The following is a 24,444-nucleotide window of genomic DNA, read 5'->3' as shown; positions in this document are numbered from 1 at the left end:
AGCAAACACTCTGCCCTGCTACGGTTTGGTTAGTCTTGCGACTCTTCTTCGTCTGCGGCGTCCGCCTGCAGGTTGTCGACTGCATCGTCCGGTTCGGCGCCGATCACGCCTTCTTCCAGCTCGACACCTTCTTCACCCTCAAACTCTTCACCCTCGACTTCCGAAGGCTCCTGGACCCGCTCCAGACCAACCAGGGTTTCATCCTTGGCCAGCTTGATCAGGGTCACGCCCTGGGTGTTACGACCCAGACTGGAGACTTCGTCGACACGGGTACGCACCAGCGTGCCCTGGTCGGAAATCAGCATGATCTCTTCACCATCCTGCACCTGAACCGCGCCGACCAGACGGCCGTTACGTTCGTTGCTGACCATGGCGATAACGCCCTGACCGCCACGCTTGTATTCAGGGAACTCGGTGATCGCCGTGCGCTTGCCGTAGCCGCGCTCGGAAGCCGTCAGGATCTCGCTGCCTTCTTCCGGGATCAGCATGGAAATCAGCTTCTGCCCTTCCGGCAGACGCATGCCACGCACACCGCGAGCGGTACGGCCCATGGCGCGGACTTCCGATTCCTTGAAGCGCGTCACCTTGCCGCCGTCGGAGAACAGCATGATTTCCTGCTCGCCATCGGTGATGGCAGCGGAGATCAGGATGTCGCCTTCGTCCAGCTCCAGCGCGATCAGACCGACGCTGCGCTGACGGCTGAAGGCCACCAGCGGGGTCTTCTTGACGGTACCGTTGGCGGTCGACATGAAGATGAACGGTGCCTTCTTGCGGTCGGCAGCCTTGATACGTGCCTTGCGCTCTTCTTCGGTTTCGTTGCTGTTTTCGATTTCTTCTACATCAGCCTCGGCGCCTTCGGCTTCTTCTTCATCAGCCTGACGCTTCATGGCTTCGAGATCGACCGGCAGCATGGTGGTGATGTACTCACCGTCATCCAGAGGCAGCAGGTTGACCAGCGGACGACCACGAGCGGCGCGGGACGCTTCCGGAATCTCGTAGGTCTTGAGCCAGTACACCTTGCCCTTGCTGGAGAACAGCAGCAGCGTGGTGTGGCTGTTGGCAACCAGCAGGTGAGCGATGTAGTCCTCATCCTTCACGCCGGTAGCCGATTTGCCTTTACCGCCACGACGCTGAGCCTGGTACGCAGCCAGTGGCTGGGTCTTGGCATAGCCGCCGTGGGAGATGGTCACGACGCGCTCTTCTTCCGGGATCATGTCACCCAGGGTCAGGTCGAGGCGTGCATCGAGAATCTCGGTGCGGCGCACGTCGCCGTATTCGGCACGGATCACTTCCAGTTCTTCGCGGATCACTTCCATCAGGCGCACGGCGCTGTTGAGGATGCGGATCAGCTCGCCGATCTGGTTGAGGATCTCTTGATACTCGGCCAGCAGCTTTTCGTGTTCCAGGCCGGTCAGGCGGTGCAGACGCAGTTCCAGAATGGCTTGCGCCTGTTCCGGCGACAGGAAGTACTTGCCTTCACGCAGACCGTATTGCGGATCGAGGTTTTCCGGACGGCACGAATCGGCACCGGCACGCTCGACCATCGCGACCACAGCCGAGGACTCCCACGGCGTGCTGACCAGCGCTTCCTTGGCTTCCGACGGCGTCGGCGAAGCCTTGATCAGCGCGATCACCGGGTCGATGTTCGACAGGGCTACCGCCTGACCTTCGAGGATGTGACCACGCTCACGAGCCTTGCGCAGTTCGAACACGGTACGGCGGGTAACAACTTCACGACGGTGACGGACGAAGGCTTCCAGCAGATCCTTGAGGTTCAGGATGCGTGGACGACCGTCGATCAGCGCAACGATGTTGATGCCGAATACCGATTGCAGCTGGGTCTGGGCGTAGAGGTTGTTGAGGATCACCTCAGGCACTTCGCCGCGACGCAGCTCAATCACGACGCGCATACCGTCCTTGTCGGACTCGTCGCGCAGTTCGGTGATGCCTTCGAGTTTCTTCTCTTTTACCAGCTCGGCGATCTTCTCGATCAGACGCGCCTTGTTCAGCTGGTAAGGCAGCTCGGTGATGACGATCTGCTGACGGCCACCGACCTTGTCGATGTCTTCGATGATCGAACGGGCGCGCATGTAAATGCGGCCACGGCCGGTGCGGTAGGCTTCGATGATGCCGGCGCGACCGTTGATGATCGCGGCGGTCGGGAAGTCCGGACCGGGAATGTATTGCATCAGCTCATCGACGGTCAGCTCGGGGTTGTCGATGAGGGCCAGGCAACCGTCGATGACTTCACCGAGGTTGTGCGGCGGAATGTTGGTCGCCATGCCCACGGCGATACCACTGGAACCGTTGACCAGCAGGTTCGGAACGCGGGTCGGCATGACCGCCGGGATCAGTTCGGTGCCGTCGTAGTTCGGCACCCAGTCCACGGTTTCCTTGTGCAGGTCGGCCAGCAGCTCGTGCGCCAGCTTGGTCATGCGCACTTCGGTGTATCGCATGGCCGCGGCGTTGTCGCCGTCCACCGAACCGAAGTTGCCCTGACCGTCCACCAGCAGATAACGCAGCGAGAATGGCTGCGCCATACGAACGATGGTGTCGTACACCGCGGTATCACCGTGCGGGTGATACTTACCGATCACGTCACCGACGACACGGGCAGATTTCTTGTACGGCTTGTTGAAGTCGTTGCCCAGCTCGCTCATCGCGAACAGCACGCGACGGTGCACGGGCTTCAAGCCATCGCGCGCATCCGGCAGTGCACGGCCGACGATCACGCTCATCGCGTAATCGAGATAGGACTGTTTCAGCTCGTCTTCGATATTGACCGGGAGGATTTCTTTGGCCAGTTCGCCCATGAGAAGCCTGATTCCTTTTTCTGGTGAAACTTCGCCATATCCATAGGGGACGCACGAAGCTCGTCGATGCAGGCTGAGTGCCTTGCGCCGACTTACGACAAATCAACAAGTTGACCCTGGATTTGCGCAGTGAAGACAACCCCGTGGGACTGCCTCGGAAAACGCCGGATGTTATCACAAGAGCCGCCACGCACCTATCCCCCAGATGCGCATGGAGCATAGTTAGATGACCGATGACAGGCTTAACGGGGACGAGAGAGGCTCAGAGCTTCTCCGAATGCAAATTTCGAGACGAAATCGCGGATGTTTATTGACTTTCAAGGCCCCATCGCTGGCAAGCCGGCTCCCACAGGATCCGTATCGGACACAAAACCTGTAGGAGTCAGCCTGCTGGCGATGGCCATTTAGCGGGCAGTGAACACCCTTAATGCAAGCGCTTGCGACACATCAACTGGGCCATTTTCGCGGTGTCCGGGCGCTCGACGATGCCTTTTTCGGTGACGATCGCATCGATCAGGTCCGCCGGCGTCACGTCAAATACCGGGTTGAACGCTTCGACATCCGCCCCGACGCGCTTGCCGCCGACTTCCAGCAACTCGGCGCCGTCGCGCTCCTCGATCGGAATGTCATCACCGCTGGCCAGATTCATGTCGATGGTCGAACTCGGTGCCACCACCATGAAACGCACGCCGTGGTGCATGGCGTTGACCGCCAGTTGATAGGTACCGATCTTGTTCGCCACGTCGCCGTTGGCGGTGATCCGGTCGGCGCCGACGATCACCCAGGTCACGCCTTTGGTTTTCATGATGTGCGCGGCGGCGGAGTCGGCATTGAGCGTTACCGGAATGCCTTCGTTGGCCAGTTCCCACGCGGTCAGGCGCGAACCCTGCAGCCACGGCCGGGTTTCGTCGGCATAGACACGCTCGACCATACCTTCGATGAACGCCGCGCGGATCACCCCGAGCGCCGTGCCGAAACCGCCGGTGGCCAGGGCGCCGGTGTTGCAGTGGGTCAGGATCGCCTGAGCATTGCCCTGATGTTTGCGGATCAGGTCGACGCCGAGCTGAGCCATGGTCAGGTTGGCTTCACGATCGCTTTCATGAATGGCGATAGCTTCGGCTTCGAGCGCCGCCAGCGGATCGGCGTTGTCCTTCAGGCGATCCAGCCGGTCATGCATGCGATTCAACGCCCAGAACAGGTTGACCGCGGTCGGACGGGAATCGGCCAACAGCATGAAATCCTCTTCCAGCGCCGCATACCAGTCGCCACCCTCGGCAATCCGGGTACGGGCCGCCAGCACGATGCCGTACGCAGCGCTGATGCCGATCGCCGGCGCACCGCGCACCACCATCGAGCGAATCGCTTCGGCCACGCCGGCGGCGCTGGTGTAGGCGATCCAGTTTTCCTCGAATGGCAAAACGCGCTGATCCAGCAGGTAGAGCGCGCCATCACGCCAATCGATGGCCTTCACTTTCTCCGCAGCCAACAGTCGATCGCGCATCCCTCACCCCGCACTCATGAACAAAAGCCGCCGATTATAGCGATCCCCCCGCGAAGACGCTCGGGTATACTTCGCCATCCTTTACAAAAGCACTGGAACCGACCCTCGATGCCGAAACCTGCCATTGCGCTCGACTTATTATTGCTGCCGACCTGGCTGGTACCCGTCGAACCCGCAGGCGTGGTGCTCAAGGAGCATGGCCTGGGCATCCGCGACGGCCGCATCGTGTTCATCGGCCCGCGTGCCGAAGCCTTGAAGTGTAACGCCGCCGAAGTCCGCGAATTGCCGGACGTGCTGCTCAGCCCCGGCCTGATCAACGCTCATGGCCATGCCGCCATGACCCTGTTCCGCGGCCTCGCTGACGATCTGCCGTTGATGACCTGGCTGGAAAACCATATCTGGCCCGCCGAAGGCAAATGGGTCGATGAAGATTTCGTGCGTGACGGCACTGACCTGGCCATCGCCGAGCAGATAAAAGGTGGCATCACCTGTTTCTCGGACATGTATTTCTTCCCGAAGGTTGCCAGTGAGCGCGTGCACAACAGCGGAATCCGTGCGCAGATCGCCATTCCGATCCTCGATTTCCCGATTCCGGGCGCTGCCAGCGCCGATGAAGCCATTCGTCAGGGCGTCGAACTGTTCGGCGATCTGAAGCATCACGAACGCATCAAAATCACCTTCGGCCCTCATGCACCCTACACCGTCGGCGATGAGAACCTGGAAAAAATCCGCGTGATCGCCGAAGAGCTGGACGCCTCGATTCACATGCACGTCCACGAAACCGCTTTCGAAGTGCAACAGGCCGTTGAACAGCGCGGCGAACGCCCGCTGGCCCGCCTCGGCCGACTGGGCCTGCTCGGGCCGCGCTTCCAGGCCGTGCACATGACCCAGATCAGCGATGACGACCTGGCGTTGCTGGTAGAAAGCAACACCAATGTGATCCATTGCCCGGAGTCGAACCTGAAACTGGCCAGCGGCTTCTGCCCGGTCGAGCGCCTGTGGCAGGCCGGGGTCAACGTCGCGGTCGGCACCGATGGCGCGGCGAGCAACAATGATCTGGACCTGCTGGGCGAAACCCGCACGGCGGCACTGTTGGCCAAGGCTGTTGCTGGCTCGGCCACCGCGCTGGACGCCCATCGGGCGCTGCGCATGGCCACGCTGAACGGCGCGCGGGCCTTGGGGATCGAAGCCGAGACCGGCTCCCTGGAACTCGGCAAGGCCGCGGACATTGTCGCGTTCGATCTGTCCGGCCTGGCACAGCAACCGGTCTATGACCCGGTCTCGCAACTTATTTACGCCACCGGCCGGGACTGTGTGAAACACCTGTGGGTCGCCGGCAAGCAATTACTCGACGACCGGCGCCTGACGCGCCTGGACGAACAGCAGCTGGGCGAAACCGCCCGGGCCTGGGGCCGTCGCATCAGCGGCCACACCGAATCGTAAACACCCCGGGGCAAACTCCGGGGCTACAGCCTTTTTCAAGTTTTAGAGGATTGAATCATGAGCAACGTCGACCACGCCGAAATCGCCAAATTCGAAGCACTGGCCCATCGCTGGTGGGACCGCGAAAGCGAGTTCAAACCGCTGCACGACATCAACCCGCTGCGGGTCAACTGGATTGACGAGCGCGTCAACCTGGCCGGCAAGAAAGTCCTCGACGTCGGTTGCGGTGGCGGCATCCTCAGCGAAGCCATGGCCCAGCGCGGCGCGACCGTGACCGGCATCGACATGGGCGAAGCGCCGCTGGCGGTCGCGCAACTGCATCAGTTGGAGTCCGGCGTGAACGTCGAGTACCGGCAGATCACCGCCGAAGCCCTGGCCGAAGAAATGCCCGAGCAGTTCGACGTCGTCACCTGCCTGGAAATGCTCGAACACGTGCCGGACCCATCGTCGGTGATCCGCGCCTGCTTCCGCATGGTCAAGCCTGGTGGCCAGGTGTTCTTCTCCACCATCAACCGCAACCCGAAGGCGTACCTGTTCGCCATCGTCGGCGCCGAGTACATCATGAAGTTGCTGCCACGCGGCACCCACGACTTCAAGAAATTCATCCGCCCATCCGAGCTGGGTGCGTGGAGCCGCATGGCCGGCCTCACCGTCAAGGACATCATCGGTCTGACCTACAACCCGCTGACCAAGCACTACAAGCTGGCGGCGGACGTTGACGTCAACTACATGATCCAGACCCTGCGCGAGGAGTAAGCCGATGGCCATCAGAGCAGTCCTTTTCGACATGGACGGCACGCTGCTCGACACCGCGCCGGATTTCATCGCCATTTGCCAGGCGATGCGCGCGGATCGCGGTTTGCCGCCAATGAACGACAAGCACATCCGCGACGAAATCTCCGGCGGCGCCAAGGCCATGGTCGCAGTGACGTTTTCGATGGATCCGGAATCACCGGGCTTCGAGGAGTTGCGCCTTGAGTTCCTCGAGCGCTACCTCGCCGGCTGCGCCGTGCACAGCAAGCTGTTCGACGGCATGGGCGAAGTGCTGGCCGACATCGAAAAAGCCAATCTGGTCTGGGGTGTGGTCACCAACAAGCCATTGCGCTTCGCCGAACCGATCATGCAGCAACTGGGGCTGGCCGAGCGCTCGGCCCTGCTGATCTGCCCGGATCACGTGAAGAACAGCAAACCGGATCCCGAGATGCTGATCCTCGCCTGCAAGATGCTTGATCTGGATCCATCGAGCGTTCTGTTTATCGGCGATGATCTGCGCGATATCGAATCCGGCCGTGACGCGGGCACCAGGACCGCCGCCGTGACCTATGGCTACATTCACCCGGACGACAACCCGCGGCACTGGGGCGCGGACGTGGTGGTGGATCATCCGCTGGAGTTGCGCAAGGTGCTGGATAACGCACTCTGCAGTTGCTGAATCGTGTCCACTGCATTCCCATGCCGGTCGTGGGACTGATCAGAAGTTAATGGATTAGAGGTTTTATATGTTTGATTACTCCGCTCGCCCCGAATTGCTCAAGGATCGGGTCATTCTGGTCACCGGTGCCGGTCGCGGCATCGGTGCGGCGGCCGCCAAGACCTACGCGGCCCACGGTGCGACCGTGTTGCTGCTGGGCAAGACCGAAGCCAACCTGACCCAGGTCTACGACGAGATCGAAGCGGCCGGGCATCCGCAGCCGGCGGTGATCCCGTTCAACCTCGAAACCGCCCTGCCCCATCAATACGATGAGCTGGCGGCGATGATCGAGACCGAGTTCGGCCACCTCGACGGTCTGCTGCACAACGCCTCGATCATCGGCCCGCGTACGCCGATCGAACAGCTGTCCGGTGAAAACTTCATGCGCGTCATGCAGGTCAACGTCAACGCGATGTTCATGCTGACCAGCACCCTGCTGCCGCTGCTCAAACTGTCCCAGGATGCCTCGGTGGTGTTCACCTCCAGCAGCGTCGGGCGCAAGGGCCGCGCGTACTGGGGCGCCTATGGCGTGTCCAAGTTCGCCACCGAAGGGCTGATGCAAACCCTGGCCGACGAAGTCGAAAACGTCGCCCCGGTGCGTTCCAACAGCATCAACCCGGGCGCCACCCGCACCAGCATGCGCGCTCAGGCTTACCCGGGCGAAAACCCGCTGAACAACCCGACTCCGGAAGAGATCATGCCGGTCTATCTGTACCTGATGGGCCCGGACAGCACGGGTATCAACGGCCAGGCATTCAACGCTCAGTAGTGCCATACGTCGCATTTGTTGCCGCGGCGGATTCCCGTCGCGGCAGGCATTTGCCGCTTTGCGCAGGCCTGTTTCAGTCAAATAACCACCACCTCTCTCCTCACACAAAACTCAAGCCTTTGATTCGCAACGGTTTTAATAAAACCTGAACTGAATGGCACGACTTTCGCTCTACATTCCCTGAAAGCACGCCGAGTGAAGGCAGTCGGGCAAGGCCTGATTCGATAGCTGACTAATCGTCATCGGGCAGACTAAACTTACGCCAAATGTCCTACGGGACTGATGGATCAGTATGACGCGCAGCCCATAGCCGCTCTCACCCAGCCTGTAAGACAGACTTACTGCTTAGGGGCTCACGCCATATGAAATCACCCTCCCAGACCACTGCAATTGACTTCGATAGTGCCAAATTGCAACGCCTGGGCTTTGGTCAGCTGCCTCCGCTTCTGGAGCGACCTGTCAGCCTGGCGCAATTGCGCCAGCAAATGAGCCTGCAACTGCAAACCAGCCTTGAGCCCCAACGTATCCTGGGTCTGTTCTTCCGCGAAGTTCAGCGTCTGGTGCCGCTCGATGCCTTGAGCTATGTGCACAGCGGCAGCGACTTGCGCCTGGAATTCGGTGCCCGTGGTCATCATTCCGCCAGCTACAGCCTCAGCCACGACGGCGAGCACATGGGCGAACTGGTGTTTCGCCGCAACCAGCGTTTCAGCGAGCAGGAACTGGGCAATCTGGAATCGCTCCTGTCGTCCCTGCTGTACCCGATGCGCAATGCGCTGCTCTATCGTGTCGCGACGCAAACCGCGCTGCGCGATCCATTGACCGGCGCCGGCAACCGCATCGCCATGGAGCAGACCCTGCAGCGGGAAATCGAGATGTCGCGTCGACACCTGCAACCGTTATCGCTGCTGATGCTGGACATCGACCATTTCAAACAGGTCAACGACAGCCATGGCCACACGGCCGGCGATGAAGTGCTCAAAGCCGTCGCGGCATCGATCAAGGACCAGTTGCGCAACGTCGACATGGTATTTCGCTATGGCGGGGAAGAGTTCCTGATCCTGCTGTCCAACACCAGCCGCGAAGCCGCCGCGATGGTTGGCGAACGCCTGCGCTATGCAGCGCAAGCCCAGGACTACTACGCCGATGGACAGTTGATCGAGCTGACCGTGAGCCTCGGTTGCTCGACCCTGCTGCCGGGCGAATCCGCCGACAGCCTGCTGCGCCGCGCCGACAGCGCGCTGTACGTGGCCAAGCGCGAGGGGCGCAATCGCCTGACAATGGCCGGCTGAGCCTTATCAGGCCAATAAAAAACGGGAGCACACAGGCTCCCGTTTTTTTATGGATGTCGCCGAAACTAGCTCTCGACCAGCGCCCGTCGCTCGCGCCCGACCAGCACCCGCTCCGTCAACTCGAGCTGCATGCAGCGCTCGAGGAACAGGTACATGTAGTCATAGCTCTTGCACACGGCCTGGCGCAGTTCCGCCTGCAAGGCCCGACTCGGGTTCATCCCGGCCAGGGTGCAGATGATTTCCAGCGCTTCCCACGGGTGGGCATCATCGTACTGGGCGTGCATCTTCAGCCACTTCATCGCCCGCTTTCGGTCCTCTTCAGGGAAGGCGGCGGCGTACACACCGGTCGAACAGACCAGCGCCGACCACTCCCCGGTCGCGCCTTCGATGGCATAGTTGGTGGCGGCGATGGCCACGATCAGCGAATCCGCCGAACTGGTGTGCCAGCACCAGTGACTCAGGGCGTGCAATTCCGGCGGCACTTGCTGGGCCTGCAGGTCTTCCAGGCTCACGCCGTGGGCCCGACTCCAGTTCACCCAGTAATCGGCATGGTTGAGTTCGACGCGGATGTTGCGCATCAGCCAGCGCCGCGCCATGTCTTCACCCGGGTGACGGGCGAACTTGGTCTTGGTGAGATTCTGCGCCATGTACAACGCGAACTGCTCAACGACGGGCCAGCCCCCGATCAGGTACTGGCGCATGGTCTTGGCGCTGAGCTTGTTATCACGCATGCGCAGGTAAAGTTCATGTTCGACAACCCGGCGTTTGCTCTCGCTGCAATCCTGAATCAACTGTTGTGCCCAGGCAGGATAACTTGCAGCTTCCATGAGTGGTCCGGTTCGGTTGAATGTGTCGATCACTGTTCGGCTCCTTTTGATTTGTGATTGTAAGGATCGGCGAGAGACTTCAACGGAACGTGCCAGGCGCCTTGAACAACAGCGGCTGCGGTCTGGCGGGCCGACTTTGCAAACTGTCGCAGGTAAACAATTGCGGGCGTTCGATGACATAACCCTGAGCGTAATCGACGCCGATTTCAAGCAATGCCTGCTCGATCTGGGCTGTTTCGACAAACTCGGCAATTGTCTGCTTACCCATGACATGCCCGATGTGGTTGATCACTTCGACCATAGCGCGGTTAATCGGGTCGTCCAGCATATCCTTTACGAAACTCCCGTCGATCTTCAGGAAGTCTACAGGCAAATGTTTCAAATAAGCGAATGAAGACATTCCGGCGCAAAAGTCGTCCAATGAGAAGTAACAACCCAAGCCTTTGAGTTCATTAATAAATCGGATAGCACTGCCGAGATTTGCAATGGCGCTGGTTTCTGTAATTTCAAAACAAATCATTTCAGGCGGAACGGAATAGTTATCAAACTGTTCGCGCAGAAAGTGCAAGAACGCGTCATCTCCGATAGTAATGCCTGAAAGATTAATCGCACACATTGCCAGAGGCCGTTCGCACTCTTCGTTAATACATTGAGCAATTACCTTAAATACATTCTGCACAACCCAGCGATCGAGTGACGTCATCAAACCGTAACGCTCGGCCGCCGGTATGAAACTGTCCGGCAGAATCATCCGACCCGCCTCGTCATGCAGGCGCAACAGAATTTCAATGTGCCCGCCCGCGCCACCGGCAACCGAACCCAACGGGGCGATTTCCTGGGCATAGAGACAGAAGCGGTTTTCCTCCAGGGCCATGTGCAGGCGCTGTACCCAGGCCATCTCGCCGAAACGCAGGGACAGCTCCGAGTCGTCGGCATGGTAGACCTGCACCCGGTTGCGGCCCTTTTCCTTGGCCATGTAGCAGGCCATGTCGGCCGCCCGCAGCGAGGCTTCAAGAGTGGTCGGTGTTTGCGCGACATGCACCAGACCAATGCTGACAGTGGTCAGGAACGGCCGCCCCTTCCAGACGAAATGCAGGTTCTGTACGGTCTGGCGAAGGCTCTCGGCGATCTTCTCGGCCGCCTCCGGTGCGCAGTTCTCCAGCAAGATGCCGAACTCGTCGCCGCCCAGTCGCGCCAGTGTGTCGCCCTCGCGCAGGCCTGATTGCAGCAACGCACAGATATGTCGCAGCAACTCATCGCCCGCCGCATGCCCGCAGGTGTCATTGACCAGTTTGAACTGATCGAGATCGAGGAACATCAGCGCATGTCGCCCGGGCTGCCGGGTCAGATTGTGCAAGGCCTGCTCGAGGCGATACTCGAACTCGCGGCGGTTGGCCAGGCCGGTCAACGCATCGTGAGTGGCCTGCCATGAAAGATTGGCGATGTATTGCCGCTCCTGCGTCATGTCGTGCAACACCAGCACCGTCCCGCTGACCTTGCCCGCATTGCGGATCGGCGCGCCGACCAGAGTCACCGAAACGGTGCTGCCGTCCAGTCGCTGGATCAGCTTCGAGTGTTCGCTGCCGCCGGTGAGCTGACCACTGAGAATGTGCTCGATCAGGGTCAGCCCTTCGGTCTGGGCATTGTCATCCAGCAAATTGAACAACGCCGCCAGCGGCAGACCGGCAGCCTGCTCGGCCTTCCAGTGTGTCAACGCCTCGGCGGCCGGGTTCATGTAGTCGATCGCACCGCTCACATCGGTGGTGATTACCCCATCGCCAATCGAATGCAGCGTGACATGCGCGCGATCCTTTTCCAGTTGCAGTGCTTCGGCGAAGGCATGCCGCTGCTTCAGCAGTTTGCGGGTGCGCAGCAGCGCCAGCACGATCAGGCCCAGCGCCGTGGCGAGGTTGGTGAATAACAGCAGACGCAGGATTACCCGCGAACCCTCACCCAACGCATCACTGAAAGCCTTGGCGGCAGGCGTCACGCCATCGTTGATCGCAAAGATCCGGTCTTTCCAGCGCCGGATATCGGCATCAGTGGCGGCATTGGCGGTGATGCGTCGGTGCATCTCCTGCGCCACGTCATCGAGCTCCACCAGATAAGCGTCGCCGAGCGTCCAGCGGTCGATGGCGGTTTCCAGATAACTGAAATGACGGAAGTTCAGGTACAGCCAGATCAGGCTGGAGACATCGTCCGGGTGGTTGCCGCCCTTGAGGATGCCCTCGCGCGCCGCTTGCAGGTCGGGCGGTTGCTTGTCCAGTGCCAGGCGCAACTGATGGCCGCCCTGAGGCACGGCGATTGCGTTCTGGTATTTGAGATAAATCGCCTCGTCGCGGCTGTCCGCGTAGAGGTTGAGGTAATAGATTGCGTCTTTCTGGCCCTTGGACCAAAGGCTTTCACCGGCGACATACCCGCGAACGGCCGACAGGACGTAGAGACTCACGCCTCCCAGCAAGGCTTGAAACAACACAACGGCGATGAATGGCCAGACGATGCCCAGCAACCGAGGCGTTCCGAGAGTCCGCTTTTGCTTCATGAGGTCCCTTGATTTAGCACCGCCAGATCAGCGTCCAACGTGATCGCTACAGCTAGACTAGGGTGCGTTTTCGATCCCGGCAAGCGAGTAAAAGGCCAAATATCGAGACAGCCAATACATATCTACCGCACCGAGAGCGTCGTGGAATCTGAAACTGAGAATCCAACTACAGACTCAGGCGCTGATTATTTATGTTGACGACTCCCTCCGGACCTTCTCCCTCCAACCTGCAATATCTGGCTCAACTGGACGAGTACGACGCGCTGCTGTCATCGCTGCGCAACGCCAAAACGGCATCTACACCTTTGTCTGGCGTGTTTCTTTCGCCGAAACCCCATTCCTCCCTGGCGCAGGAGCATGAGATCGCACAGACGCACCTGAAGCAACTTCTCGACCACCCGGACTACCTTGCTTTGTTGCGCACGAAAACCGGGAACAACGTCACTCCCCTCCTGACAGTCACGCTTGATCAAGGACAGATTCAGTTTGAGGCCGCTGATGCAAATAAGCTGATAGTCCTGCTACCCGTGACCGACCAGCGATCCCTGGAAAATATCGTGGCCACTATCAAGGAGTGCCTGGCAAACATAGGAGGACAACTTCGCTCCGACCGTCTGCTTCGTCTGCCTCAGATTCTGTGGTTCTACGGCCTGCAGCCAATAAAACCGCAAACCGGTGCCACGCTTGATACCTTGATCAAAGAGCTGGACGAGATGCGGGCGTGTTTCAGTCTGGGCCTCGATTCAACCATGAACATGGGCGATTTCATCGAAGAGTCCGGTCGCAAGTCGATACTTGAGGCCCTCAGTTTCATACTTGCGGACAACGAAACGTCTGTCATTGAAAGCCTGGGCAAGGAGGTGTTGCTCAATATCCCGACTGATCACCTGCGCGCAACCCCTGCCACCTTCCTGGATCGGATGCTCAACGGAAACAACGCGCAATGGTTGGCTCAAAAGTTACTTGAACAACTGCAATGGTACGGGGCGCAACCCCATGAAGAGGTCGATAGCGGGATTAAAAAAAGGCTGCTGCTGACAGCGATTCGGTGTTGGTACAGCCTCACCGATGACAAGCCGGATAACACTATCATCCGCTTTCGACTTGAACAGCCCTCCAACTGGGGGAAAAGCTATCGCACCTTGCGCAGTGAATTTGAAACCTATCTGATTGATTCGGGCAACGTATCGACAGCCAACGAAGCGATCTTGCTTGCACGCCTGCTACAACCACAATTGCCTGCCGAATTCCAGGTCAGGGGCATTCCAGAGGACTTGCCCTACAGGAGCTCAATCGTATGGGTGAACTTTGTTCACGGGGTAAACCTGGCTAACGCCATCGACCGCTCTCTGATCTCACGAATGACCTTTCAGCAGATTGTTGACTTCCCGATTAAAAAATCCGCAGGCGCCTCCCCCGAACTTCTCGACCTGATCGTTTTGACCCGTATACACCCGACACTGGATTGGGCATCAACAAACGGCTTCTTGAACCAACAATCCAAGAACGCCTACACAGATGAAATGGTTCTCCTGGCGACAGATGCGTTAATCACTCAAACAAACCTCCTTAACGAATCCATCACCTGTCTAGCTGCAGAACCCCCTAACCGACTGACCATCGCCAAAAACAAACTGACCAAAATTTTTGGCTCCGGCACTTTTAATGCCGATCAAACGAAACTGGTAGAAGAGGCTAACGAATACCGCGTCAACCCTATACGACACGGCGGGCCAATACAAAGAACGCAAATCAACGCCTACACTTTTGTTGACGTGTACGCTTCGGGAAAAATCTACAACGAAGAAAAATGGTTTTTTACCGACGGTGTCACTGTTTCTGACAAGTGGATAAGCGTCAACGAACAAAAAATTGTCAGCAGCAATGCATTTCGACCCGAGCACAAGAACAAGTCCATCAAACTGCCTGACGTAAAAAACCTGTTCAAGGCATCGTTCAACCTCCACCTTTTTCTTCAACGCATTGCTTATCAGATTTTGATCCTTTCCCAACTTGCCACATTGCCATGGACTGATCGCCTGGCCCTGGAGTATGGCGAGATAAGAATACTGACACTACGCAAAGGTACTGGCCGAGCTGCAGGCATTGAAACTCCTGTCATGACCTTGCCGCTCAGGTCACGTAAAGGATTTGTTCTGGCGGTGAAGCATGAGGGCAAACAGTCCTATTACGAACTTCTGCCGTCAGCCGGCATCATTCGTTTACTACCCGACTTTAGCGAAAGCTTGATCGGTGGCGTACTTACCGAAGGATTCTGGGGTAACGCTCGCGTGATCTATCGCGACCCGATATCGGTGCCATTTGACTGGGATGCTCATACCGACGGCAGCCAACCGAAAAACAATCAGAATTGCATGGCTATTATCGATCAGATCGGTGAGACATTCACCGCGCAAACAATCGACGAAAGTTACACAAGTTTTCCTTGCACTCTAAAATCACAACGATTGAAAAAACTCACTCATTACATCTCACACAATCTTTTTTTTGTTGACGAAGAACATTATAGAAGTACTGCCTATAATGAAACAAAATACGACAAGGAACAAAAAATCAGGGACAACATCCTGAACATAACAAAAATGATCGTCCCGTTCTGGGGCAGTATCGAAGACCTTGCATCGGGTGATGCAAAAAAAATCAAGGATGGATTTCTTGGCATTTTCATTGATATTGCCTCGTTCCTTTTTCCCATCGGAAAGTTTGCATCCGGCTCAATGAGGCTGGTATCGATTTCAGGCAAGTTGGGCGTACGAGCAACACTCCCCTCGTTCATGACATTGACAAAAAAGCTGTTTATTTCCACGTTGAACAACTTGAATCCTATCGATGGAATACCCACGCTTCTCGGGGCATTGGGCGCAGGCGTTTCGAGGCTTGGCAAATTCGGATTATTCAAACTCAAAGGGCTAGCGGGGAGAACAGGCCAATACGATTTCGTACAGGGTTTGCCTCAAGCAACAGATCCTGGTCGCTGGAAGCCCCTCGCGGCGGGCGACCAACTGGGGTCTGTAAACGGTATTGAAGATATCGTCCTTCGCCGCACCAACACAGGCAGCATTCCTTCGTACCATCCCGTTGATCCCCATTCCGGTAAACCTTACGGCCCACGATTGAGCGAAGATGCAGGAGGGGTTTCCCTGGGCAGATCGGAGTTTCTTCCCACACGTGAAATCGACAATCAAATTGTCTTCGATATTCCCGAAAATGCTCAAGTCACCCGGATTCAAGAACCGAACGGACGCACTAGTCTGGTTATTGATGGCGTGCAGTACCGCCTGGATCGCGGTTCTTTAAAACGCGTGGATACCCTCGATGCCAGCCAGTCCCTGTATATCCAACCCTGCCGCATCCGTCGTAACGGGAATCAGGTCTGTCTCAACAGTTATGTGTCTGGCACGGCACAACCAACGCCAGCACCCAAGAGTAACGATCCGGAAGAATATTATTGTCCCTGGTTTGGAGACCGTATCTACAAACCTGCGCCAGCCACTGGCGCTCGCAAGGAACCGATTCTGGCACTAGACGGCCAACTCTATACAGGAACGGGTGATACGTTAAGTCTGTCCTTGCGCAAAAGAACCGAATTCGGATTGCCCAAAAAAAGAACGCCAAAGGCCAGGGTTGACGCAACCATCGAATTCAAAAAAGGCATGTACGGGCGAATCACTGTGAAAGGCGCCGATGAGGGCGTGGATGATATCCGGCAAGTCGGGACGCTGATCATAGAATCAAAAACTGATCAAACCAAAGAATACCTGTTCACTCAACTCAATGTGAACGACTACTACTTCGCTGAAATCGCGAAAGGAACAAGCCTAAAAGGGACACATCGGCTACAGCTCGTGACCCAATCTTTAAAGAACACCCACCCTGCATTGTTCAAGGACCTCTCAACCGTATTTGAAGGATCGCTGTATGCCAATAACATGGCAGCCTTCTATGGGATCGAGAGAATTGAAAAGGCAACGCACACAATGAATACAATCGCAGTCTCGATCGGTGGGTTGTCGAGGCCTGCCGACAACATGACTACTATTAAGGTGGCTACGACTCCGGGCGAAGCCGTCATGTTTGACCGCGAGACTCGTATGATCGTCTGCAAATATCCAGAGACAACGAAAGTCTGGACTCGAACCAATGACGCGCCACCGGAGTTACGTCAAAGAACTGCGGAAATTTTCAACCAGCTCTTCAACAGACCGCCTCCCAAACTGAAGACGGATAGTATCGTACAGATTTCAAGCAACATGACAGAGTTTCAGAAGATCGTCAGAAAAAACAAACCCATGAATAACCCTCGAAATATCGCCTACGCAGAAGTTACACATCCCGACAAAACTATCGAGGTTTTTGTCAGTGTTTCCGGTGGTGGAGGAGATACCCGATTTCTGCCGATCTTCAGAAAAAACAATACATTCGTAAAGGAGGTGACCATTGATAAGACAACCTATATTAATATCGATCACAACGGTCAGTTTGTGAGGGAATCACTTTCAAACGCCAACGGGCAATTCCAGGCCATCCCTCGCATCTCGATGGAATTCCCCCCGCGCCCCACTTCACTGGACAGTGAAAGCAAACTGATCAGAACCATAAGAGAAAAGTACCCGAACGATGCCTCCCGCAGTCCGGTGACGATTGCGACCACAATGGCACCGTGTGAGTCATGCTCGGTGGTGATGCAGCAGTTCGCTCACACAGGTGGTCCAGATGCATTGAAAGTTGTCTGGGACTGAACAGCATCCCTTTTACAACCGCTGCAAATGCCCATAAAGCTTGGCGTACAACCCGCCATCGGCAATCAGTTGCTGATGGTCGCCATCCTCGGCCACTTGCCCGCCGTCGAACACCAGCACCCGGTCCGCCTGCTTAACCGCTGACAAGCGGTGAGCAATGATCAGCGTGGTGCGTCCATGGAGAAAGCGCGCCATGGCCTGGTGCAGGTTGTATTCGGTGGCTGCGTCGAGGGCTGACGTCGCCTCGTCGAGGATCACCACTTTGGGTTCGGCGAGGATCATCCGCGCAATCGCCAGCCGTTGTCGCTGGCCGCCGGACAGGCGCACGCCGGAGCGGCCGACGATGCTGTCGAGTCCATCCGGCAAGGCGCGGATAGTCGCTTCAAGCTGGGCGATTTCCAGTGCCTGCCAGCACGCTTCGTCACTGCGGGTACGGCCCATGGTCAGGTTGGCTCGCACGGTGTCGTTGAACAGCGCCGGATGCTGCAGCACCACCGCGACATTTTCCCGAACCGTTTCCAGGCCGATTTCCTGCTGGGTCGATCCGCCGAAACGAATGGTGCCGGCCAGCGGTGTGTACAGACCCAGCAGCAATTGCACGAGGGTGCTTTTGCCGCCGCCGCTGGCGCCGACAATCGCCACTTTCTCGCCCGGTGCGATGGACAGGTTCATCTGATCCAGCACCAGCTCATCGCCATAACCAAAGCTCAGGCTTTGCACCTCGATGCCGACGGTATCGCGGCCCTTGAACGGATCGACGCCACCGGGGTATTGCGGCTCGTCGGCACGGGCCAGCAGCTCGTTGATCCGGGTCAACGCACCGCCGGCGGCGTAATAGGCGTATTGCAGGTTCAGCAGTTGTTCGACCGGGCCGATCATGAACCACAGGTAGCTGAACACCGCGAGCATCTGGCCGATCGAGAGGTCGGAGAACAGCACAGTGAGCATCGCCGCCGCGCGGAAGATGTCGATGCCGAACTGGAACAACAGACCGCTGGCACGGTTGGAGGCGTCGGTCTTCCACTGCGAATTGACCGCGTAATTGCGCACTTCCTGGGCTCGCAGGCCGAGGCGTCCGAGGAAAAAGCCCTGTCGGTTGCCCGCGCGCACTTCCTGGATCGCATCGAGGGTTTCGCTCAGCGCCTGGGTGAAGCGCGAGGTGCTGTCGTTCTCCAGTTTCTTCAGGTGCTTGACCCGTTTGCCCAACTGCACCGTGGCGTAAATCACCAGCGGGTTGAACAGCAGGATCAGCAACGCCAGTTTCCAGTGCATCCACATCAGGATGCTTGCGGTGCCGACCAGCGTCAGCATCGCCACCAGGAAACGGCTGAGGGTTTCGCCGACAAATTTGTCGAGGGTATCGAGATCGGTGACCAGGTGCGTGGTGACCGTGCCGCTGCCCAGACTTTCGTATTCACCCAGCGAGATCCGTTTCAGACGCTCGATCAGCCGCACGCGAATTCGATAAACGATGTCCTTGGCCAGTCGCGCAAACAACCGCGCCTGCAACACGCCAAAACACAGGGCACTGCAGCGCAGGGTCAACGTCACCACCAGCATCAGGCCGATGTAGCCTGCCGCCTGCTGCCACATCGTGGGCAGCGCATGGTTCATGACTTTCAGTGCGGCATCGCCATGGCCAAGCAGGACTTCGTCCACCAGCAACGGCAGCAGCAACGGAATCGGCACGCTGCACAGCGTCGCCAGTACGGCCACGCCGTTGGCGATCCACAGGGATTTTTTGTGATGAAGTGCCAGTCGCCGGACTTCAGCCCAGCTCAGCCGGTCGACACGCTTGACGGCTGGCGTGTCATCGGCCGGGTCAGACACAGGCGGCGCGCTCCAGCCATCGGCCGAGCAGCGGCGACAGTTCACTGAGCGGCTGGTAACCGTTGGTCAGCAACGCCAGCTGGCCATTGCGCTCGGCGAGCAGGGTCGGAAATCCGGCGATTCCCAGGTCCTGAACCCAACTGAAATCGGCTTGGGTCGCCTTGTGTTGATCGGCATGATCAAACAGGGCAGCAAATTCGATGCGGGGGACGCCGGCCTTCTCTGCCAGCTCCACCAGAACGCTGGCCTGGGTGACATCGCGACCTTCAGCGTAAAACGCGTGCTGGATCAACCCGACCAGTTTCCACGCGCAATCCGGCGCCAGGCTGCGCGCGGTGACAATGGCCCGGCAGGCAGGCTCGGTGTCGTAGACAAAACCGTCCGGCAGCGCGCCTTCGAACTTGAACGGCTGGCCGGTGGCCTCGGTGACCGCCTGCCAGTGCTCGAGAATGTAGCGCCGGGTGGTCGGCTCCAGCGCCGCACCGCTGCCGGTGCGCAACCCGCCGACCACCAGGTGCAGCTCCACCCCGGCTGCCTGCGCCTGCTCCACCAATGCCTTGGCCACCGGGGCAAATCCCCAGCACCACGAACACATCGGATCCATCACATAGAGCAGGCGTGCAGACATGATTAAGCCTCGGTGGATGCTTGCTTATAGTTGTAGCCGATCGGGTGCGGCATGTTGCGCGCTTTTGCCAGTTCGATCTGTTTCTGACGGTCGATGGCGCTGCGGCGAGTCTTCTCGCTCAGGGTGTCCCAGCAGTGCGGGCAGCTGATGCCAGCCACGTAATGCTCAGAAGCGCGATCTTCAACGCTGACCGGGGTACGGCAGGCATGGCACTGATCGTAGTCGCCTTCGCTCAGGTCATGGCGCACGGTCACGCGGTTGTCGAACACAAAGCAGTCGCCCTGCCATTTGGTCTCTTCCTGCGGCACCTCTTCGAGGTACTTCAGGATGCCGCCCTTGAGGTGGTAAACCTCTTCAAAGCCTTCGCCCAGCATGTAGCTCGACGCCTTCTCGCAGCGGATGCCGCCGGTGCAGAACATCGCGACCTTCTTGTGCACGGCCGGGTCGAAGTGTTCTTTGATGTAGTCGGGGAATTCGCGAAAACTGGTGGTTTTCGGATCGATGGCGCCTTCGAAGGTGCCAATCGAGACTTCGTAATCGTTGCGGGTGTCGATCAGCAGCACTTCCGGGTCGCTGATCAGCGCGTTCCAGTCCTGCGGTTCGACGTATGTGCCGACTTTCTTGTTCGGGTCGACGCCTTCGACACCCAGGGTCACGATCTCTTTCTTGAGCTTGACCTTGGTGCGATAGAACGGCTGCTCGTCGCAGTACGATTCCTTGTGATCGATATCGATCATGCGCGGATCGTTGCGCAGCCAGGCCAGCAGGCCGTCGATGCCTTCACGGCTGCCGGAAACCGTGCCGTTGATGCCTTCTTCGGCGATCAGCAGGGTGCCTTTGATGCCGTTGTCGACCATCGCTTGCAGCAAAGGCTCGCGCAGGTTGACGTAATCTTCGAGGGTGACGAACTTGTACAGTGCCGCCACGACAATCGGTTGTGTCATGGGTATTTCTCCAGGTGGCTACCCTCGTAAAGGGTGAACCGGATGCGAAAAAAAACGCGCCGGGTGAGCGGCGCGTTGCGGATTCTAGCAAAAAACCGACGTTTAATGCTTGCTGCCGCCGGCACAGGTCGGCGACGCCGGAGCGGCGCCCACCTCTGCCCATTCCTGCGGGGTGTAGGTGTGCAGCGCCAACGCATGGAACTCGCCCATCAGCTCGCCGAGCGTGCCGTAGACTTTCTGGTGGCGCTTGACCCGGTTCAGACCTTCGAACTGCGCGCTGACCACCACTGCCTTGAAGTGGGTCTGCAACCCGCGACTGTGCATGTGGCTTTCGTCCAGCACCTGCAGATGCTCAGGCTGAAGCAGCGCCAGCGTCGATTCGATGCGTTGTTGCATGGTCATCACGAACTCCGCTTACTTCTTCTTGGCCGGAGCAGCGCCTTTCGGTGCCAGCTCGTTGGTCATGTCGTCCAGCAATTTGTTGACGACCGGTACTGCGCTTTCCAGTTTGGCCTGAGTCATCTGGGCCGATTGCTGAGTCAGCTGCGGCATTTTTTCCAGAACTTTCTTGCCCAGTGGCGACTGGTAGAACGCGACCAGATCTTTCAATTCCTGTTCGCTGAAGGTGCTGGTGTAGAGCTTGACCATGTCCGGCTTCAGCTTGTTCCAGCCGATGGCCTGGTCCAGGGCGGCGTTGGCCTTGGCCTGGTAGGTATCCAGTACGGTTTTCTTGGATTCCGGCGCCTTGGTCTGTTCAAAACGCTGGGCAAACATCTGCTGCACTTGCATGTACACCGGAGTGCCCAGCTTGTCAGCGTGCGCCAGGGTCAGGAAAGTTTCGGCACTGGCGTTGTGGCTGGCGGTATCGGCGAACACCTGGCCGCTGGCGCAAACCAGGGCAACCGCGGTGCAGATGGCACGAAGACGAGTCATCGAGTTTCCTTTTCAGCTAGGCGAGGTAAAACCCCAAGGGCGACCATTCTGCGCCTGAATAACGCTGCGGCTCAACCCCCGAGCCTTGCCGCGCTTGATTGGCGGAGCCTGGCGGGGCAACAATCGAGCGGATGGAACCACTTGGGCCACACCGGGCCTAAACTGCGCAAACAGACCAACAGGAGTGTGCACGATGAGCCGTATCGAAACCGACAGCCTGGGCCAGATCGAAGTCCCGGACGACGCTTACTGGGGCGCTCAGACGCAACGCTCGCTGATCAACTTTGCCATCGGTCAGGAACGCATGCCCTTGCCGGTGCTGCACGCCCTGGCACTGATCAAGAAAGCCGCGGCCCGGGTCAATGACCGCAACGGCGATCTGCCCGCCGACATCGCCCGCCTGATCGAACAGGCCGCCGACGAAGTGCTCGAAGGCCAGCACGACGACCAGTTCCCGCTGGTGGTCTGGCAGACCGGCAGCGGCACCCAGAGCAACATGAACGCCAACGAAGTGATTGCCGGCCGCGCCAACGAACTGGCCGGCAACCCGCGCGGCGGCAAGTCGCCGGTGCATCCCAACGATCACGTCAACCGCTCGCAGAGTTCCAACGACTGCTTCCCCACCGCCATGAGCATCGCCACTGCACAGGCTGTGCAGACCCAACTGCTGCCGGCCATCGCCGAGCTGTCGGGTGGCCTGGCCGAGTTGTCGGCGCGGCACATGAAGCTGGTGAAGACCGGTCGCACCCACATGATGGACGCCACGCCGATCACCTTCGGCCAGGAGATCTCCGGCTTCATCGCGCAGCTGGATTACGCCGAACGGGCGATCCGCTCAGCGTTGCCAGCGGTCTGCGAACTGGCGCAGGGCGGCACCGCCGTCGGTACCGGGCTCAACTCGCCCCATGGTTTCGGTGAAGCGATTGCCGCGGAGCTCGCGGCGTTGTCCGGCCTGCCGTTCGTCACCGCGCCGAACAAGTTCGCCGCCCTCGCCGGCCACGAGCCGCTGACCACGCTTTCCGGCGCCCTGAAAACCCTCGCCGTGGCGCTGATGAAGATCGCCAACGACTTGCGCCTGCTGGGCTCCGGCCCACGTGCAGGTTTTGCCGAAGTGCGGCTGCCGGCCAACGAACCGGGCAGTTCGATCATGCCCGGCAAGGTCAACCCGACCCAGTGCGAGGCGCTGTCGATGCTCGCCTGCCAGGTGCTGGGCAACGATGTGACGATCGGTATCGCCGCCAGTCAGGGTCACTTGCAGTTGAACGTGTTCAAACCGGTGATCATCCACAACCTGCTGCAATCGATCCGCCTGCTGGCCGATGGCTGCAGCAACTTCCAGCAGCACTGCATCGCCGGACTGGAGCCGGATGCCAAGATCATGGCGCAACATCTGGAACGCGGACTGATGCTGGTGACGGCGCTGAACCCGCACATCGGTTACGACAAGTCGGCAGAAATCGCCAAGAAGGCCTACAGCGAAGGCAAAACCTTGCGCGAGGCAGCGCTGGAACTGGGGTATCTGACCGATGAAGAGTTCGATGCCTGGGTGCGGCCGGAGAACATGATCGAGGCCGGCGCCAAGGGCTGAGTCATCCCGATCCTTCCCACGCCTGGCGCGGGAAGGATCATCCGACCAACAGTTTCGCCCGCCGGGCCTTGAGCCCGGCAATCAGCGAAGGCCCGAGCGCCACCAGCGCCGACCCCAGCACCACCAGCACCGCCCCGCCATACGCCAGCAAATTGATTTGCTCGGCATGCACATATTCCGGCCACACCCCGGCCGCCACCGCCACCGCGCCAAACGTCACCAACGGTGTGATCGCAAGCGTCGCACTGACCCGCGAGGCCTCCCAATGCGCCAGCGCCTCGGCAAACGCGCCGTAGGCGATCAGGGTGTTCATGCAGCACGCCAGCAGCAACCAGCCCTGCAACGGGCTCAGCTCCAGCGCTTCGAGCGGATGAACCCACGGCGTCAGCAACAAGGCGCAGAACAGGTAGATCACCATCATCACCTGCAACGAATTCCACACCGTCAGCAATTGCTTCTGACCCAGCGCATAGAACGTCCAGACCGTCGATGCCAGCAGCACCAGTAACACACCGGAGGTGTAGTCAGACAACGATGTGAGCAACTCCGCCAGACGCTGATTGAAGAACAGCGCGAAGCCGATCAGCAGCACCGCCAGCCCCATGCCCTGACCCATACTGAAGCGTTCCTTGAACACGAACAGACTGGCGATCAACAACATGATCGGCCCCATCTGCACCACCAACTGAGCGGTGCCGGGGCTGAGCAGGTTCAGGCCCATCAGGTACAGCACGTAATTGCCCACCAGCCCGAGCACCGCCATCAGCACCAGCCAGCCGCCCTTGGGCCCGAGCACCTTGCGGCTCGGTAAACGCTTGGTCGCCGCCAGATAAATGAACAGACAGCCGCCGGACACCGTCAGGCGAAACCAGGTCACCGTGATCGGGTCCATCACCTGCAGCACCTGCTTGAGCTTGATCGGCAGGATTCCCCACAGAAACGCGGTCAACAAGGCCAGGAACATACCGTACACCCAGCGACCCGACGAAACGTGCATGAGAACCCCGAAAGCCAATGACAGGAGCGCTCATTCTAGGCGCAGAGCCCCGGTCGACACAGGAACAGTTGCGCTCAAGCCGCTAATGAAACTGTGCAGGTCGCAGCAT

Annotated in this window: 17 protein-coding genes; 7 read left to right on the top strand and 10 right to left on the bottom strand. The window is 58.8% G+C overall.

Features of this window, described 5'->3' with window-relative positions; translation table 11 throughout:
• Positions 1-29: 29 nt before the first annotated feature.
• Both gyrA and mtnA read right to left on the bottom strand, forming a co-directional pair.
• Positions 30-2,813: a DNA gyrase subunit A gene (gene gyrA, locus AC3WRD_RS14360; protein WP_096821018.1), complete on the bottom strand. Its 2,784-nt coding sequence runs from the start codon at positions 2,811-2,813 to the stop codon at positions 30-32.
• A 424-nt stretch (positions 2,814-3,237) separates the two neighbouring features.
• Positions 3,238-4,314: an S-methyl-5-thioribose-1-phosphate isomerase gene (gene mtnA, locus AC3WRD_RS14355; protein ID WP_102620487.1), complete on the bottom strand. Its 1,077-nt coding sequence runs from the start codon at positions 4,312-4,314 to the stop codon at positions 3,238-3,240.
• A 108-nt stretch (positions 4,315-4,422) separates the two neighbouring features.
• Between mtnA and AC3WRD_RS14350 the strand changes: the two genes are divergently transcribed.
• The 5 genes from AC3WRD_RS14350 (at position 4,423) to AC3WRD_RS14330 (ending at position 9,286) form a co-directional block, all read left to right on the top strand.
• Positions 4,423-5,757, top strand: a complete 1,335-nt coding sequence (locus AC3WRD_RS14350) for a TRZ/ATZ family hydrolase (RefSeq protein WP_102620488.1) — start codon at positions 4,423-4,425, stop codon at positions 5,755-5,757.
• A gap of 57 nt (positions 5,758-5,814) precedes the next feature.
• A complete protein-coding gene (ubiG, locus tag AC3WRD_RS14345; protein WP_007950906.1) occupies positions 5,815-6,513 on the top strand; it encodes a bifunctional 2-polyprenyl-6-hydroxyphenol methylase/3-demethylubiquinol 3-O-methyltransferase UbiG in 699 nt (232 codons plus the stop codon).
• A gap of 4 nt (positions 6,514-6,517) precedes the next feature.
• Entirely contained in the window at positions 6,518-7,189 is a 672-nt protein-coding gene (gene mupP / locus AC3WRD_RS14340) for an N-acetylmuramic acid 6-phosphate phosphatase MupP (RefSeq protein ID WP_096821015.1), read from the top strand.
• A gap of 67 nt (positions 7,190-7,256) precedes the next feature.
• Positions 7,257-7,997 carry a YciK family oxidoreductase gene (locus tag AC3WRD_RS14335; RefSeq protein ID WP_007950904.1) on the top strand — a complete coding sequence of 247 codons (741 nt, stop codon included), beginning with the start codon at positions 7,257-7,259 and terminating at the stop codon, positions 7,995-7,997.
• Between the two features lie 362 nt (positions 7,998-8,359).
• Complete coding sequence (locus AC3WRD_RS14330) at positions 8,360-9,286, top strand: GGDEF domain-containing protein (RefSeq protein ID WP_096821014.1); 927 nt, start codon at positions 8,360-8,362, stop codon at positions 9,284-9,286.
• Between the two features lie 65 nt (positions 9,287-9,351).
• On the opposite strand, the gene AC3WRD_RS14325 is transcribed toward AC3WRD_RS14330, so the two are convergent.
• Together AC3WRD_RS14325 and AC3WRD_RS14320 are read right to left on the bottom strand one after the other, a co-directional pair.
• Positions 9,352-10,113, bottom strand: coding sequence for an iron-containing redox enzyme family protein (locus AC3WRD_RS14325; protein ID WP_219737125.1), 762 nt, complete (start codon positions 10,111-10,113; stop codon positions 9,352-9,354).
• A 79-nt stretch (positions 10,114-10,192) separates the two neighbouring features.
• A complete protein-coding gene (locus tag AC3WRD_RS14320; RefSeq protein ID WP_102620490.1) occupies positions 10,193-12,655 on the bottom strand; it encodes an EAL domain-containing protein in 2,463 nt (820 codons plus the stop codon).
• Positions 12,656-12,846: 191 nt separating this feature from the next.
• Here AC3WRD_RS14320 and AC3WRD_RS14315 point away from each other — a divergent pair, with 191 nt between their 5' ends.
• Positions 12,847-17,415: a hypothetical protein gene (locus AC3WRD_RS14315; RefSeq protein ID WP_102620491.1), complete on the top strand. Its 4,569-nt coding sequence runs from the start codon at positions 12,847-12,849 to the stop codon at positions 17,413-17,415.
• Positions 17,416-17,427: 12 nt separating this feature from the next.
• Here the strand turns inward: AC3WRD_RS14315 and AC3WRD_RS14310 are convergent, their stop codons facing one another.
• From AC3WRD_RS14310 to AC3WRD_RS14290, 5 genes are all read right to left on the bottom strand, one after another.
• Positions 17,428-19,245, bottom strand: a complete 1,818-nt coding sequence (locus AC3WRD_RS14310) for an ABC transporter ATP-binding protein (RefSeq protein ID WP_102620492.1) — start codon at positions 19,243-19,245, stop codon at positions 17,428-17,430.
• The gene (locus AC3WRD_RS14305) at positions 19,238-19,840 is read right to left on the bottom strand and encodes a DsbA family protein (protein ID WP_172829544.1); all 603 of its coding nucleotides are present in this window, start codon (positions 19,838-19,840) and stop codon (positions 19,238-19,240) included. Before AC3WRD_RS14305 ends, AC3WRD_RS14310 begins: the two co-directional genes overlap by 8 nt.
• A 35-nt stretch (positions 19,841-19,875) precedes the next feature.
• A complete protein-coding gene (gene trhO / locus AC3WRD_RS14300) occupies positions 19,876-20,817 on the bottom strand; it encodes an oxygen-dependent tRNA uridine(34) hydroxylase TrhO (protein WP_096821010.1) in 942 nt (313 codons plus the stop codon).
• Between the two features lie 102 nt (positions 20,818-20,919).
• Positions 20,920-21,219, bottom strand: a complete 300-nt coding sequence (locus tag AC3WRD_RS14295) for a BolA family protein (RefSeq protein WP_065257175.1) — start codon at positions 21,217-21,219, stop codon at positions 20,920-20,922.
• A 12-nt stretch (positions 21,220-21,231) separates the two neighbouring features.
• Positions 21,232-21,750: a DUF2059 domain-containing protein gene (locus tag AC3WRD_RS14290; protein WP_096821008.1), complete on the bottom strand. Its 519-nt coding sequence runs from the start codon at positions 21,748-21,750 to the stop codon at positions 21,232-21,234.
• Between the two features lie 193 nt (positions 21,751-21,943).
• Between AC3WRD_RS14290 and AC3WRD_RS14285 the strand changes: the two genes are divergently transcribed.
• The gene (locus AC3WRD_RS14285; protein ID WP_102620494.1) at positions 21,944-23,338 is read left to right on the top strand and encodes a class II fumarate hydratase; all 1,395 of its coding nucleotides are present in this window, start codon (positions 21,944-21,946) and stop codon (positions 23,336-23,338) included.
• Positions 23,339-23,375: 37 nt separating this feature from the next.
• Here AC3WRD_RS14285 and AC3WRD_RS14280 read toward each other — a convergent pair whose 3' ends face one another.
• Positions 23,376-24,335 carry a DMT family transporter gene (locus tag AC3WRD_RS14280; RefSeq protein WP_102620495.1) on the bottom strand — a complete coding sequence of 320 codons (960 nt, stop codon included), beginning with the start codon at positions 24,333-24,335 and terminating at the stop codon, positions 23,376-23,378.
• Between the last annotated feature and the right edge of the window lie 109 nt (positions 24,336-24,444).

This window comes from Pseudomonas sp. FW215-R2 (genome assembly GCF_058789255.1).
The sequence above is the reverse complement of the archived record's forward strand: the minus strand, read 5'-3'. Positions and strand labels throughout refer to the sequence as shown.